General features: G+C 41.9%; 16 protein-coding genes. 4 read left to right on the forward strand and 12 right to left on the reverse strand.

Features of this window, described 5'->3' with window-relative positions; genetic code table 11:
- Nucleotides 1-149 precede the first annotated feature (149 nt).
- The gene (locus tag CDC37_RS00445; protein ID WP_096619947.1) at nucleotides 150-1,319 is read right to left on the reverse strand and encodes an LL-diaminopimelate aminotransferase; all 1,170 of its coding nucleotides are present in this window, start codon (nucleotides 1,317-1,319) and stop codon (nucleotides 150-152) included.
- Between the two features lie 268 nt (nucleotides 1,320-1,587).
- Entirely contained in the window at nucleotides 1,588-1,920 is a 333-nt protein-coding gene (locus CDC37_RS00450; RefSeq protein WP_096625761.1) for a thioredoxin family protein, read from the reverse strand.
- A 425-nt stretch (nucleotides 1,921-2,345) separates the two neighbouring features.
- On the opposite strand from CDC37_RS00450, the gene CDC37_RS00455 reads away from it, so the two are divergent.
- On the forward strand, nucleotides 2,346-2,777 hold the full coding sequence (locus tag CDC37_RS00455; RefSeq protein ID WP_096619949.1) for a hypothetical protein: 432 nt from the start codon (nucleotides 2,346-2,348) through the stop codon (nucleotides 2,775-2,777).
- A 128-nt stretch (nucleotides 2,778-2,905) separates the two neighbouring features.
- Here the strand turns inward: CDC37_RS00455 and CDC37_RS00460 are convergent, their stop codons facing one another.
- The 6 genes from CDC37_RS00460 to CDC37_RS00485 form a co-directional block, all read right to left on the reverse strand.
- On the reverse strand, nucleotides 2,906-3,346 hold the full coding sequence (locus tag CDC37_RS00460) for a DUF3368 domain-containing protein (protein WP_231943171.1): 441 nt from the start codon (nucleotides 3,344-3,346) through the stop codon (nucleotides 2,906-2,908).
- Nucleotides 3,347-3,402: 56 nt separating this feature from the next.
- Nucleotides 3,403-3,663, reverse strand: coding sequence for a UPF0175 family protein (locus CDC37_RS00465; protein ID WP_096619953.1), 261 nt, complete (start codon nucleotides 3,661-3,663; stop codon nucleotides 3,403-3,405).
- 478 nt (nucleotides 3,664-4,141) lie between these two features.
- Nucleotides 4,142-4,750 carry a hypothetical protein gene (locus tag CDC37_RS00470; protein ID WP_096619955.1) on the reverse strand — a complete coding sequence of 203 codons (609 nt, stop codon included), beginning with the start codon at nucleotides 4,748-4,750 and terminating at the stop codon, nucleotides 4,142-4,144.
- Nucleotides 4,751-5,084: 334 nt separating this feature from the next.
- Nucleotides 5,085-5,873 (reverse strand): PspA/IM30 family protein, encoded by a 789-nt coding sequence (locus tag CDC37_RS00475; protein WP_096619957.1) that lies wholly within the window; start codon nucleotides 5,871-5,873, stop codon nucleotides 5,085-5,087.
- Between the two features lie 176 nt (nucleotides 5,874-6,049).
- On the reverse strand, nucleotides 6,050-6,718 hold the full coding sequence (locus tag CDC37_RS00480) for a PspA/IM30 family protein (RefSeq protein WP_096619959.1): 669 nt from the start codon (nucleotides 6,716-6,718) through the stop codon (nucleotides 6,050-6,052).
- Between the two features lie 102 nt (nucleotides 6,719-6,820).
- Nucleotides 6,821-8,149, reverse strand: a complete 1,329-nt coding sequence (locus CDC37_RS00485; RefSeq protein WP_096619961.1) for a hypothetical protein — start codon at nucleotides 8,147-8,149, stop codon at nucleotides 6,821-6,823.
- A 227-nt stretch (nucleotides 8,150-8,376) separates the two neighbouring features.
- Between CDC37_RS00485 and CDC37_RS00490 the strand changes: the two genes are divergently transcribed.
- Complete coding sequence (locus tag CDC37_RS00490) at nucleotides 8,377-8,988, forward strand: DciA family protein (protein ID WP_096619963.1); 612 nt, start codon at nucleotides 8,377-8,379, stop codon at nucleotides 8,986-8,988.
- A gap of 76 nt (nucleotides 8,989-9,064) precedes the next feature.
- Here the strand turns inward: CDC37_RS00490 and CDC37_RS23825 are convergent, their stop codons facing one another.
- Entirely contained in the window at nucleotides 9,065-9,277 is a 213-nt protein-coding gene (locus CDC37_RS23825; RefSeq protein ID WP_157780604.1) for a hypothetical protein, read from the reverse strand.
- A 388-nt stretch (nucleotides 9,278-9,665) separates the two neighbouring features.
- Between CDC37_RS23825 and CDC37_RS25065 the strand changes: the two genes are divergently transcribed.
- Entirely contained in the window at nucleotides 9,666-9,968 is a 303-nt protein-coding gene (locus CDC37_RS25065; RefSeq protein WP_231943172.1) for a hypothetical protein, read from the forward strand.
- Nucleotides 9,969-10,276: 308 nt separating this feature from the next.
- Here CDC37_RS25065 and CDC37_RS00500 read toward each other — a convergent pair whose 3' ends face one another.
- Both CDC37_RS00500 and CDC37_RS00505 read right to left on the reverse strand, forming a co-directional pair.
- Nucleotides 10,277-10,627, reverse strand: coding sequence for a hypothetical protein (locus tag CDC37_RS00500; protein WP_096619965.1), 351 nt, complete (start codon nucleotides 10,625-10,627; stop codon nucleotides 10,277-10,279).
- Between the two features lie 364 nt (nucleotides 10,628-10,991).
- Nucleotides 10,992-12,041 (reverse strand): M42 family metallopeptidase, encoded by a 1,050-nt coding sequence (locus CDC37_RS00505; RefSeq protein ID WP_096619967.1) that lies wholly within the window; start codon nucleotides 12,039-12,041, stop codon nucleotides 10,992-10,994.
- A 210-nt stretch (nucleotides 12,042-12,251) separates the two neighbouring features.
- Here CDC37_RS00505 and CDC37_RS00510 point away from each other — a divergent pair, with 210 nt between their 5' ends.
- A complete protein-coding gene (locus CDC37_RS00510; protein ID WP_096619969.1) occupies nucleotides 12,252-12,599 on the forward strand; it encodes a hypothetical protein in 348 nt (115 codons plus the stop codon).
- A 327-nt stretch (nucleotides 12,600-12,926) separates the two neighbouring features.
- On the opposite strand, the gene CDC37_RS00515 is transcribed toward CDC37_RS00510, so the two are convergent.
- Nucleotides 12,927-13,913 carry a M48 family metallopeptidase gene (locus CDC37_RS00515; RefSeq protein WP_096619971.1) on the reverse strand — a complete coding sequence of 329 codons (987 nt, stop codon included), beginning with the start codon at nucleotides 13,911-13,913 and terminating at the stop codon, nucleotides 12,927-12,929.
- Between the last annotated feature and the right edge of the window lie 28 nt (nucleotides 13,914-13,941).

Below are 13,941 nucleotides of genomic sequence, written 5' to 3' on the forward strand. Positions count from 1 at the left end.
TGCTGAATACAATATGAATTAAAAATTTTACGTTGTGTAGAGACGTAGCATCGCTACGTCTCTACGACGATTATGGTTTCAATACAAAATGTAAACATTATATACACCAGTTGGGTGGGTGAGGACGCTAGTTCTTAACCCACCATTGTTTATTGGGTTTTGAGGAATTCGCTGATTTGGTGAGCAGCTTGTTCGAGAACAGAGGGTGGTTGGACGAGGGCAAAGCGAACGTAGCCTTCACCGTGTTTGCCAAATCCTGCACCGGGGGAAGCGGCGATACCGGTTTTTATGACGAGGTTGGTGCAAAATTCGATGGAGCGATCGCACCATTTTGATGGTAAGGGAAACCAGACGTACATGGTGGCTGGGGGTGAGGGTAGATTCCAACCATGATGATGGAGAGCGTTGAGGAATGCGTCACGACGTTGACGGAAAATGGCTGTAGATTGGCTAACTCCCGTTTGGGGTCCGGTGAGGGCAGCGATCGCACCGTTTAGTATACCGAGGTATTGGTTGAAGTCAACGGTGGCTTTGACCTGTTTGAGGGCTGTGATTAATTTTGCATTACCGATGGCATAACCAATTCGGAATCCACCCATGTTGTAGGATTTGGAAAGGGTAAAAAATTCTATCGAGGTTTGTTTGTCCCGGTCTGCTTGGAAGATGGATGGGGCGACACCAGTAAATACTAGGTCTACGTAGGGAAAATCGTGGACAAGTACGATATTATGTTGTAGACAAAATTCAACGGCGGTTTGGAAAAATTCCAGAGGTGCGATCGCAGTTGTGGGATTATGGGGATAACTCAATACCATCATCCTCGCTTTATTTAATACCTGCCCAGGTATTTCCGTTAAATCAGGTAAAAATTTATTTTCTGCTCGCAGTGGCATGGGATAAATTAAACCACTGGCGAGGTAAACTCCCCCAGCGTGGGAGGGATAACCAGGGTCAAGTAGTAGGGCATAGTCACCCGGATTGAGGATGGCAAGGGGTAAATGGGCTGTACCCTCCTGGGAACCAATCAAGGGTAAAACTTCAGTCTCCGGGTCAACAGGGATACCAAACCTTTGTTCGTACCAATTGGCAACCGCCTGACGAAAGGCTTGCGTACCGTTAAACAGAAGATAACCGTGGGTTGTCGGGTCTGATAGGGATTGGGCGATCGCGTTAATTATATGACTGGACACTGGCAAATCAGAAGAACCCATAGACAAATCAATGATTTGCTGTCCTGCTGCTCTTGCCAATCCTTTAGCCCGATCCATATCGGCAAAAACATTGGACTGCAAGGGTTCTAAACGGTGCGCAAACTGCATTTTTTTAATGGTGTATTCAATCAAAAGTGAAAATATAAGGCGGAGGGGATACAGGTAGCTAATAATATTATTCGCAAAATCAAGTATGTATACTTTAATCTGTCAATAGGTCAGCTTTTTGTTGAGATGGTTAACGCTGGAAGGGACATCACATTGCCATTTCTCTACTATTAACTATCAACAAACCAAAAAGGAAATATATCAGCGTGCAAAGTATACATGTTATTTTTTACCCATCTCCTCCGCTTGCAATCAGAAAAATCCCTGATTAACCCTCCAAATGGGGGGCAATCAAATTGATAATTTTATCTTTAGTGAGTGCGCCTTCAGAGGAAACTAAAACCTTTTCTCCCTGAAGAAGTCGTAAAGCTGGTACGCCTTCCACTTGATATTGCTTAACAGCGACGGGATTAGGATCAACTTCCATTTTGACGACTTTGAGTTTTTCGGCATAGGTATCGGCAATGGAATTGATCTGGGGGGACATGAGTTGGCAAGGACCACACCATGATGCCCAAAAATAGACTAATACAGGCTGTTCAGATTTTAAAACTTCGGTTTCAAATTCTGCATCCGTTATGGTGAGAACACCCTTACTCATTGCTGTCTCCATCAACTTGTTTCAACAATCAAATTTACAGATTTGGCCGAGGTGGCACACCAATTAATCTATCCCAATCCGTTACCGTAAAACCACTGTGCCTGAAAATGAACTGCACATTGTGGATTATCACCAAGTATGCCCTGAGACTATTATGGTTACATTCAATCCCTGATTCAACTGGGTTTTTACGTAGTTTGAGGTTGCGAGGATAGTGGTTAATATCCCAGTTTCCAGGTTATCTCAGTATATTTTGGAATTCCTGTTAATTTCTGGTTTTTCGTCTTCCCAACATTGTGTAGAGTTTATTAATTAACACTTACTTGATCAAGTTTATTCTCAAGTTCAATCGAGTCTATACGTGATTTGTCAGTCGTGCAAACCATCATTATCCTGTCTCATTGGTGAGTTTGAGTCATAAACAAATGCTAACAATCAACACTTCTAACACATTCAATAAATTATCTGGATTTGTAATTCCCTGCCTTGCCCTAGGTGGTGTAATTTCCGCAACAACAACACCAGCTAATGCGAGGGAAAATACTTGCCAACCGGAATGTGAAAATGAAATAGGGGCATTACCAACTCTGACGAAATCCGGTCACAAAGATTGGCAAAAAAACTTTAAAAAACATCAAAGACAATGGATCAGAAATCAACAACAATGGCAGCAAACGTCAATTTATCGCCCTTCCCAAATTAACTGGTCATCCAATTACAATTACATATTCAAACCCCAACCGCAGTATAATTATTATCTACGGGAATTAGAACGCAATCAAAGGCGATCGCGCAAACAATATGAGCGCATTCTCAGGGAGCAGCAACGACAACTACGCAAAATTTGGGGTCTTTAATTATCGCGAGACCGGATTTTAGTTCACCCTGTCTGTAACCTCCGTCAAGGGATCACCTTTGCTGACTTTAAGCCACATCAGTCACTGCGATCGCGAATTGCGTCCGATGCAGAGGTGACAACAAACGCTTACTGTAATTCCCTAACTTGCCTCAGAGCCTCATTATAAACCTGCTGACTCAAGCGAAACTTAGCCGCAGTTTGCAAGGCATCAAGCTGTTCTTGCAAGTTAAAAATCACTCCTTGCCGTTTTGCCCAAATCAGGAGACCTAAAGTACCCAGTATCGGCAAATTCATGCGTCGTGCAACTTGTCGCGCTTTCTTCTCATCCAACAACAAAGCTTCTGAAGGTTGCTCAAGCCATAAGGTGATCGCCTCCGCTTCACCTTGATCCAAATTTTGTTGCAGCACTGATATTAACGTCTTGTTCTCCGCTTCTTGGATGGACAGCCAAGTGTTTAAGCCTGCTGCAACTTCTACCGCTCCTGTTCGCCCTGCTCCAGTTTCCACAACTTCGCACCACACTGCTCGTGGAATCAGAATTCCGTCTGGAAATCGCTGTGTTAACACAGATAGTTGCCCAATGCTACTCAGGGCAATCAAGACAGAAGAGTTGCTAATAGCTCTCAATCTAACTGCTCCAACGTATTTAAGTCACTTTCTAGTTCTTCTAAATCGTAACTACGCTCGATTCCCTCATCTCCAAGTAGCGAGTGAAACTCCCATTTTGTCATTTGTGCTAGCTCACGCGCCTTTCCAAAAGAGAGCAATCCCTTTTGGTATAATCGAATTGCTAATTCTCGTTGCACACGAGAGAGGCGTTCTGAAGGTGGAAGTTGAAGAGACTCCGCAACCTCGTTTGAAATCTCAAGAACTAGTCTGCTCACCCTTGCCTCCTAAGTCTTGACCTAATTTTAAGTATATCCTGAAAATTGCCATCTGGGTAATAGGCTCTGCACTTCGAGACAGACTTGCTTAATATACAAACTGAATACTCCTTTAGACCTGTAAACTCTGCAAATCTCCATCAGTGGAATAATTCATACTGACGAAGCCAGACTGGACTTTTTCTCTAATGCGGTCGATATTATTACTCGGTGTATTGATTTAAATTACCCAATTTTCGAGGTAAATACAAGCCTTTTAGTGCATTCCTCGCGCATATCCCGAAATTTTCCGGATATTTTTACCCTGAAACCAGTTTACGAAAATTATCCGAGTTGAGCGATCGTAGCGAAGGGTATAGCTAGCTATTTACTGAGATTTTGCTGACCAATTCAATTATATACCAAGATATTTCCGCAGTCCGCTCCAAGTGAATCATTAGCCCATAAAATTTAGACCCTATTGCTTGAGAGCTATATTCTACAAACCATTATTTGAAGCTAAAGTTGCGACTACAGTAGGAGTATTTTGGAAATATCCTTGATTTTGCTGGGGTTGTCGTTGAGGATCTTGATCTGAAGTCTGCTGTCCACAAAATGCTAATAGAAATATAATGATTAACCCCAGCACCCAACACCCAATCGGAGGAGGATCTGAACCTTCTAACATCTCTATTGCTGATCGAGTATGACGCTTGATCTCTGATAAATGCCCGTTCAAACCCAAATGATCCTCTGTAACTTGAAGAGATCGGTTATTCACAGTATAGTTCACAGGATAGTTTAGTATTTCATAATTCCATCTTTGAGGGCCAATCTTATGTAAAGAGTCGTTGATGACTGTATTCTCTTCAGAATCTATAACAAATCTAGATTGACTTTTTGTATAAATATTTTCTGAATCTACTTTTATATGTGGTATGTGTGGTGGGAGCTGAACTTCATGTTGAAGCTTGATTTTGCCAGCTATGGGAAATTGATTCTCAGAAATACGAGATGCAGCTTCTGCATGTCGCAGAATTGCTTCTAAATGATCCCGTAGGTTTGGACTCCCAGTGTATTGTGAAAAGCTAAACTCTCGCGGTTTCATACTGACTTCTCCTCTTAGCTAAAGAAGTGCTCCACCCTTAGATTAGCTCTTTTGGGTGAGTAGAAGTGCTTATGTAACAAAAATCAAAGTGTTAACTTGCAAATGTGCTTTCTACAGAATGCTCTGGTGGGTTTCTTCGCGTCTACTTCAAGCTGTAACCTGAAAAATTGCTTATATTTTCAAATCTCAAATGATTGCAAACTCAGTGCTGCGGCTTTTTCAAGCAAACTTGGGTATAACTGTTGACAGGGTTTTAAGCTTAGTTTTCCGATAAAATACCGTCTTCCGAGGAAAACGGTATTCATTAAATATACTTAATATCTAGATACTTAATTTACATTTGGTCAAGTTGTTTACGTAACTCTTCCAATTCCTTATCTACCACTTGGTTAGATTGGGATGCTGGTTGGGAGGGGGTGGTGGTAGCTTCTGTTTGAGCTTGGGGTAATGCTTGTTGTTCCGGTGCGGGAGCAAGGGAAGCTTTCAGAGCTGCGAGTTCGTCGTCAATATCGCTACCCGATTCTAGGGCTGCAAATTGCATTTCCAGGTCATTACTAGCTAGTTCCGCAGCCGATTGCGCTCGTGCTTCCTGCATGAGGACTTTTTCTTCCATCCGCTCGAATGCAGCCATCGCGCTATTGGTATTCATACTCTGCACCATACCCTGTAGTTGCTCTTGGGCTTTGGCGGAGGTAATACGGGCTTTGAGCATTTCTTTCTTGGTTTTTGCTTCGGAAATTTTGCTCTCTAGCTGAATTAGGTTGCGTTTGAGGGATTCAACCTGGACGATTTGTTGATCTAAACTAGCTTTGAGGGCAGCTGAGGATTCGGTAAAGGTTTTTTTGCGCTCCAGAGCTTGTCGGGCTAAATTCTCATCACCTTTTTGGATAGCTAATTGGGCATTACGCTGCCACTTATTAATTTCACTTTGGGCATCATTATATTGCTTTTCTGTGCGTTTTTGGGCTGCGATCGCCTGTGCAACTCCTTGACGCAGTTGGACTAAATCCTCCTGCATTTCCAGAATCGCTTGCTCCAGCATCTTTTCTGGGTCTTCAGCCTTACTAACCAAATCATTTAAATTCGCACTAACGACCCGTTTAATCCGATCAAATAATCCCATAATTTATTCTTTCCTTATCTCCGATTTACCAACCACCAGGGCTGTTTACATTGCTACTATACTAACTCTAAATATTAACTAGTTAGGGGAAGAAGAGGGCAAGAGGATAGGTTAACAATATCTTGTGAGTATTCCAGTATTATTAATTATTTCCTTTTGCCTTCGACATAACTACCCTACTGACTATTCTCCAAGTTCTGTTTTAGGGTAGCCAATTCTTGGTCAATATTAGCACCTCCTTCGAGAGCAGCGATTTTTTCCTCTAATTCATCCTTCCCAGCTAGTTCTAAAACCTCATTTTTGGCTTCTAGTTGTAAGATTTTATCTTCCACTTTTGCAAATACACTAGTGGTAGTACTTTTACCGGAAATCTCATCGAGAAGTTCTTGCAAGCGTACGGAAGCCTCAGCCGACCGCAGTCGAGCAATATACATTTCTTTTTTAGTTTTAATTTCGGTAATTTTTAACTCCAAGCCGCGCATATCTTTTTTTAGTTTAGCGATTACTTCCCGTTGTTGGGCAATTTCCGAGTTTAATGTGTTGGCGGTATCTTGGTAGGATTTGCGTTTGGTAAGGGCTTCGCGGGCTAAAGGTTCATTTCCCTGTTGTATTGCCAATTGAGCGCGTTTGTACCATTCATCAGCCGTCATTTGGGCATTAGCGATTTGTCTTTCAGTGCGTTTGTGGGTAGCGATCGCACTGGCTATTCCCTGACGTAATTCTACCAGTCGATCTTGCATCTCCAGTAAGCTTTGTGCTAATACTTTTTCCGGGTCTTCGGCTTGATTGGCAAAACTGTGCAAATTTGCCCGTACAACTCGATTAAATCGCTCAAATAATCCCATTTTACCAACTCCACAATCTCACAAATCATTTTTCTAGCCAACACAGAACAGGCAATCAGTCTGTTCCACAACACCAGATTCTTGCTTCTGTGTATAGCATAACTAGGGTTGATAGGGACGAACATCTAAACCTTTGGCTTTGAGCTCTGCTAGGAGTTTTTTCGCTCGTTCTTTGGTGGAAACTGCACCGACATGAATATATTTGCGATCGCGTGACAAATAGGCATCGGGTACTATTTTTCGCGCATTGGCTAGGGCTGTTTCTCCCTGATTTTCGACGACAAATTGATACATTCCGTTGGGAGATGGTTTCAAGTCAGCGTCTGTGATGGGTTGGGGTTGGGGGGTGGGTTGAACCGTTGGTTGGGGAGGGGTGGGAGGTACTGGATTAATTGGCTGTGCTGGTGCAACTGGTTGGGTTACGGGGTTGGGTTGCTGGTTGACGACGGGTGGAGATGTTGGAGATGGTTTGGGGGTTAACCCCACGATGTCATTAGGGTTTTTGACTTCGGGAAATTCGTCGTTTGCGAGGTTCGGATATTGGGGAACTGGGGTAAGTTGGGGTTCGACGGGGGCTGAATTTGCTCCGGAAGATGGGTTATTTTCGCTGCTGTTGGTTTGGTTCCGAGGAAATAGTTTACTAAAGTTAAGTTCGGGAATAAATTTAGGTTGAAATAATACCATTCCCAAAATAGCACTTGCTACGACCAGTAGGAGCATGGAGCCAATCCCTAGTGGGGATAGAAGACTATTATTTTTCTGATTTTGCTGGGAACTGCTTGGGGATTGAGGTTCTGATTCGGTCAAACTGCGCAATAGTGCTTCTGATGATTCGAGGTAATCATCGGGTTCGGATGTTCCTGGGACGGCAAATTTTGTATCTTTTGAGGTGGAGTTATTGTTGGTTTTACTTACTGGGACAATACCGGCTGAATTTAATTGGGTTTCCTGTGTCGGTGCTGTTGCCAAGTTTTGTGGTTCTAATTCTGGATTCAATTCTGCTGAAGGGAAGGAATTAGTTTCTATATTTGGGTTCGTCTCGGTTTGCGGTGGTGTGGAAATATTCAGGTTAGTTCCCGGTATTTCTGTTGGTGGTAGTTTACTTTCCCGGTTTGAATCAATGGAAGAATTTTCGTTGACTTCTGTGAATGATGGGGGGGTAGGTAAATCTGTTGCTAATGCTTGACTCGTTGCAGCCTGATTTTCCGGATTAGCTGCTAAGTTAGGGTTATCGACTACAAATGATGGTGGATTCGCACCAAATACAGGTGTGCGCATCCCTTGAGGACGAGTTCGACGATAACGGGCTAATTCCTGGTCTAGTTGCACCTCCAAACTGGCTAAAGCTGCTGCTAATTGGGGTTTGATTGGGGATGGTTTACTTGGTTGGGATGGGTAAGAACCTGGATAGGTGAGAGGATTTTGACTCATGGCTGGTGTGGGGTGGATTTTTTCACAAGTTGATTGTATCTAGGAGGAGGTGAATCGGGAGATGGCGATCGCAAACTCCCTCTTGAAAATAGAAAGTAGGGAGTAGAGATGACCCGTAGATGCGCGTAGCACACCTTCCCCCAAAGTTGGGTTTTCTGTGAATGAAAGGAAGATAAATTGTAAATTATAAATATATCTATGGGTGAATAATGTATCCAAAAAGCCGTATGTCTTGGCAGTCTGTTAATGATATTTTAGACAAGTTAGAAATTCAAGCCCAAATTCGTGCCCAACCTTTCCAACGAGTCTTAAGTGTATGGAATGATGTTGTTGGCCTACCTGCTGCTGTCCACTCCCGTCCAATTTCGATGCAACGTCAAGTCTTACGTGTTGCTACATCCAGCGCTGCTTTTGCTCAAAATTTGATGTTTCAACGCCAGAAAATTCTTCAGGGTTTAAATTCCCACCTTGACCAACCTTTGATTGATCTGCGTTGTTCGACTGCGGGTTGGCATCTCTCTCTAACTCCTACTCAGGAGCTAAAACCGTCTTTGCAGGAACATCCTAGCTATATCTATAATAGCAATCACCTCACTGAACAAACTTCTTCCCCAAGTCATATTGGTGCTGGATTAACCTCCCAGGAATTAACTTTTCGAGAAAATGTAAATACCGCTTTTGCATCCTGGGCACAAAAAATTAAAGCACGCAGTCACAATTTACCCCTTTGTCCCCAGTGTCAAGCTCCTACTCCCCCCGGAGAGTTACAGCGTTGGGGTGTGTGTTCTTTGTGTGTTGCCAAGCAGTTTACCAATAATTTGGGGAATCATAGGGAGTAGGGAGTGGGAAAACTACTTTTTACACCCATCTGTTTTTGGTGTCACCATTACATATCGGCTACTCCCAACTCAGAGGCTAGTACAAGTTGGCGGAAACATCCAGACCATTCGTCTGGTAACTATGCTCTACGTAGTTATCCAGTGCGTGAGGTCTACCGTCTTCATTCACGAGGTGGTTCCCACGCGGAGTATGGGAACTAGGGAAATGGTCGGCATATTTACGCCGTGGGGTAATAGTTTGAGGGATTTTTGATGCCGCAGGAGAAAGAAAGTAATTATCTTTCGACATCTCCATCACAATTATATGGTAGCTTCATTCCCCTTTTTGACTAGCACCTTGAAATTCCCAGATTTACCTCTGAGGATTGATTTAATATCACCAAAAATCTCCTATTCAAGACTTTTTGAATTTGCTAGCTATATCCATAGCTGTTTTTTTTTGATTGATCCCCATTACGTTTTTTTCTATAAAGGCATATATTACCAAATGTAAATTTTCTATTTACTTACAACTATAATGATTGAAAAATATGACACAAAGATAAAAAAAAACTAAAACTAAAAATAGTCCCCATAGGGCTAAAACATATATAAAATCTAGTTTTCTTTCAGAAACACCGTATTTATGTCTAGTTAGAAAATATATAGATATCGGTTCTGCCAAAGCGGCAAAAAACATGAAAGAGATAAAACAATTAACTTCTGCTTGTAGATATTGTCGTTATTATCAGCCTGAAGGTCGTCGCGGAGGAACTTGTAATCGCCTAGGAGCACCAGTTCTTAGCCATTGGAAGGCTTGTAGTTTAGCCTTACCACCTTTTGCTCCTTCTTGGGAGAGTTTGGAAAATGCTTGGAACTTAACTGAATCAATTGAATTACTTCCTTTAGCTACGAATTTAGAAAAATCTCCGTCCAAACATCGGGAAAGCCCGAATCCACGTAGTTTAACAACCGTTGCATCAAATGCTTCGGTCAAATAGTGGTCAATAAAAAATGATGGACATATTATCTTTATAATCCAAAAAGCGGGCTTTTTGGCCCGCACTATCATATTTCGACAAGCTCGGTACAAGACATCCAGCAAAATCAGTTTGACGAACCAATAATCACCTGCTTCTAATTCTGATTCTAGGTGAATGTTATTAACTGGTTGCCATACCATTTAACCTCTTGCTGATGAATATCCAATCAGGACTTACGCAAGGACAACGTAAACACCGTCATTGAACCAGACGCGTAGCGGATCGACCGTAGGGTCGTGTTTTTCAATCAACTCGAACCCATAAATTCAAATCTTCTTCTCTAACAGCAGTTCAAACTCATGCTTGAGTGCGTGAATATCTGCTAAACGAGCAACAAGTAAGTTATCTTTCCCCGCATCCTCTAAGCGTAATTTCCAGTAGCGAATACTCTCGGAGTTGTTCATCCAAAAGTTGATGACTGTATTCATGATTTCATCTTCATCCCATCCCCATTTACTAGGTATGGGTTCTAGATAGGCTAGTAATGCATCCAATGTACAAACGGGTGAACCGACGTATTCTATTCCTGCTTTTTGATGATTTTGTTGATTTTTTAACTGATGATCAAAAAAATTTAGGACAGGAGAAATTCCGACAATATCAAATGTATAGTTCATGTAATTTTCCTGGTTCAATTGAATATTCTGAATTTAATTGAAGTACGGCACAGGAATTTTGCACGGTGCTAATGTTGGCAAAAACACTGTCCGCAAAGGATTTGATAAATTACTCATGACTATAATTATAGCTAAAAAAAAGCTAGTTTTAATTAGCACTAAGCATGTTTAAGTGCTAAAGTTAGAGGCTTTTAATTAGCACTAAATCTACGAGAGTGCTAATAGTAATTAGTGGCTTAATCTGGTTTTTAAAAATAGTTATAGTCCGTGAAAAAAAGTCTTTTCGTGAGGGTAGGGAACAGGGAGAGACGCGAGAGACACGACATGTCGCGTCTGTACGGTTTTTTGTAATTCTGTACTAAATTTAATGGGAATAGTTTTCGCAGAATTGTTTGAGGATGGTGATACAATTTGCGATCGCACCGATATGAGCAATTTCGTAACCGTGGGTGTTTTGGGTGGGGAAGGATAAACATGCTCCCCTCGCAACATGACCGAATTTCATGGCAATTGATGCATCACTACCAAATCCACTGAGGGTGGCTATTTGGATGGGTATTTGGACTTGTTGAGCGCTGTGACGTAGTTGATTTGTTAGGTTTTCATCATAAATACCGTAGCCATCTTGAATTAACAACACCGGTTTATCTCCGTCTTCAATGGGGTATTCAGGGGAAAGGGGACAAATTTCTAAGGCGATTAAGCCATCTAGACGTTGATTCTGGGTAAAATATAAGGCTCCAATTGCTCCTACTTCTTCTTTCGCGGAAGCAACTAAATATACATCGACAGTAGGATTTTTCAGGATTTGGGCTAATGTCAGTAGTATGGCTAGGGAAGCCTTGTTATCAAGGGTGTAACTGGCAATGTAGTTATTTAAACGGATGGGACGTTTGCGATGTTTACCCACTACTACCCTTGTACCCGGACGAATTCCAGCAGTTTCTAACTCCGCAGTGGAGGATTTGGTTTCGACCCAGGATGTTTCCCAACGCACGGGGGTATTTTCCTGTTGAGCTTTTTGGGGTGATTCGTGGGAAACGTGACGGGAACCAAAACTGAGGATACCAGAAATAGTGGTATTATCACCAAGTAAATCTACTACTCCTTCACCGTAAACCCACGGATAAGCTCCACCAAGACGACGTACTTCCACCCGACCGTTTTCACCAAGGGATTTGACGATTGCACCGATTTCGTCTTTATGAGCGGTAATCGCAATCGGATTAGCAGTAGATTGACCAGGGATTTTCGCAATAATATTATCAGCGCGATCGCACCACGTTTCAACCCCTATTTTTCCCAATTCCTCCAGCAAAAATTGATTAATTTCCCCTTCGACTCCACTAGGAGAATGGCACATCACAAGTTGTTCAATCAGGGTAAATAGGTTGTCGTAGCTGGGGTTAGTCATATGATTTTAGATTTTAGATTTTAGATGTTAGATTTGCTCGCACTAGTACAAGTTGGCGGAGATATCCAAACCTTAAGTACACTTAATCTTGTCCAATAGTAAAAATTGGCACAATAGTTAGATCGAAAATAAATCTTTTTCGCTAACATACTATCTGAATTGTGATTGATAGTTAATTATTTCACATTTATTCAATTACCAAAAACCCAAATGTTGGAAATTAAGTACAGAAAAATCTTTCCAATTTTTATGTTGGCTGGTTGTGCTGTTATCTTTTGGTCTGCCTTTGTGAGTGGGTTTAAACTGAGTACAGTTATGGGCTTGATTCTGTTACCAGTCAGTATTTTAATGTTAACCAAAAATATAATTATTATCAAAACAGATTGTATTGAAATGAAAAATTTATTGGGGATGACGTTAAAGAAATATCCCTATAAATCTGAGCAAGTTTCCATTCGGAACAATAATTTGTATATAGATAATCAAAAAGTTTTTTCAACTATTTGGGCCGGTATTAGTAGTAAGCAATTAAAAGCATTTTTTATCAGTCAGCAGTAACTCCAGGATTTTGGATTTTGGATTACCCTGAGAGGATGTTTGAAAAGTCGATTTTAATACTTGAATTATCGTTTTTAGGAGCAGGAAGAGACGCGACATGTCGCGTCTGTACGGGGGTAGAGACGACCCGACGGGTCGTCTCTACGCCGAATGAACGGTTGCGTTGCGGTTTTATGTTTAATTGCACCTACCTACTTATGTATAGTCTGATAGTGGTCTGATGATAAGTTATGAGGGGTTTGTAGTAGTGGCTTTAGCAACGAAAAATTTTTCAGATAAAATAAGGCGCTAAAGTGCTACTACGTGCCTAATTAATGTGGTGGACTACTAGCTATTTTTTTGACGACGGAGACGTTCAAGCTCTTGTTGAAGTTGTTCGAGTTGACGGCGCAGTTGTTCGGCTTCTGTGGTTTCGCTAGTAGTTTGATTTGGGGTAGCTGCATCCACATCAACAGCTCCTTCGGAGGGCGATCGCATATAATCTCCACGACGAATGCGTTGATATTCCTCGCTTTTTTCCCATTCACGGATGTAATGTACCCTTTCCACAGGGAAGGGATGACTCATCATTGCTCCCAGCACACCCGTATACATGAGGATTTTATAGATTTGATTCAAACCATCCGTATCCAGGGCTTGATAACTTTCCGATTGTTGGATAAATTCTCGCAGGTGAAATTCATGGGCATATTTGTGGCTTCCCCCCGTTAATTTCATCATTGTCGTCATCACGGGATTAATATCATCAACGACTAATAGCGCCGCGCGATCGCATGATAACTCAGCTTTGCGTCGCCATTCATAAAAAGCCAGTAGTAATCCCTGACTAACGATATTACCTAATCCCAGGGTGGCACGGGCAAAATCAGAAGCTATTTGTCGCGCCCAAATCGCCATTTGAATCAAAATTGTATGGCCACATTTGATGTGACCAAGTTCGTGGGCAAGGACAGCCCTAATTTCTGTTTCATCCAGTAAATCCAGCAATCCCGAATTAATCACAATATAGGGATTATCCTTACCCAGGGCGTAACTATTAGCAACAGCATTTTGCTCCACAAATAAAGCTGGTTCCGGATAGATATCTAAATCGCGGACACACTCGCGGAACATGTGGTAAATAGTAGAATATTGACGTGGCCCAACTTGGATGGTGTTTCCCATCAAATACACATATTGTGGGCGTTCGGCAAAAAATTCAATAAATTTACGAGCCAAAAAATCAAAGCCAGGTAGACTGCGCAGTGCTTGTTCTGCTTGCGTATCTAGGGGATGACGAAAGGCTTCGCTGGAAATTCCGGGGTAGGTAGCCATAGTTTTTTGTGATTGATTTCAAATTTGA

It is taken from the genome of Calothrix sp. NIES-3974 (genome assembly GCF_002368395.1).
In the GTDB taxonomy this organism is placed as follows: Bacteria; Cyanobacteriota; Cyanobacteriia; order Cyanobacteriales; family Nostocaceae; genus NIES-3974.

Coding starts and splice junctions, on each gene's coding strand:
- CDC37_RS00445 (WP_096619947.1), bottom strand. CDS start 1,319: ATGCAGTTTGCGCACCGTTTAGAACCCTTGCAGTCCAATGTTTTTGCC.
- CDC37_RS00450 (WP_096625761.1), bottom strand. CDS start 1,920: ATGAGTAAGGGTGTTCTCACCATAACGGATGCAGAATTTGAAACCGAA.
- CDC37_RS00455 (WP_096619949.1), top strand. CDS start 2,346: ATGCTAACAATCAACACTTCTAACACATTCAATAAATTATCTGGATTT.
- CDC37_RS00470 (WP_096619955.1), bottom strand. CDS start 4,750: ATGAAACCGCGAGAGTTTAGCTTTTCACAATACACTGGGAGTCCAAAC.
- CDC37_RS00475 (WP_096619957.1), bottom strand. CDS start 5,873: ATGGGATTATTTGATCGGATTAAACGGGTCGTTAGTGCGAATTTAAAT.
- CDC37_RS00480 (WP_096619959.1), bottom strand. CDS start 6,718: ATGGGATTATTTGAGCGATTTAATCGAGTTGTACGGGCAAATTTGCAC.
- CDC37_RS00485 (WP_096619961.1), bottom strand. CDS start 8,149: ATGAGTCAAAATCCTCTCACCTATCCAGGTTCTTACCCATCCCAACCA.
- CDC37_RS00490 (WP_096619963.1), top strand. CDS start 8,377: ATGTCTTGGCAGTCTGTTAATGATATTTTAGACAAGTTAGAAATTCAA.
- CDC37_RS23825 (WP_157780604.1), bottom strand. CDS start 9,277: ATGTCGAAAGATAATTACTTTCTTTCTCCTGCGGCATCAAAAATCCCT.
- CDC37_RS25065 (WP_231943172.1), top strand. CDS start 9,666: ATGAAAGAGATAAAACAATTAACTTCTGCTTGTAGATATTGTCGTTAT.
- CDC37_RS00500 (WP_096619965.1), bottom strand. CDS start 10,627: ATGAACTATACATTTGATATTGTCGGAATTTCTCCTGTCCTAAATTTT.
- CDC37_RS00505 (WP_096619967.1), bottom strand. CDS start 12,041: ATGACTAACCCCAGCTACGACAACCTATTTACCCTGATTGAACAACTT.
- CDC37_RS00510 (WP_096619969.1), top strand. CDS start 12,252: ATGTTGGAAATTAAGTACAGAAAAATCTTTCCAATTTTTATGTTGGCT.
- CDC37_RS00515 (WP_096619971.1), bottom strand. CDS start 13,913: ATGGCTACCTACCCCGGAATTTCCAGCGAAGCCTTTCGTCATCCCCTA.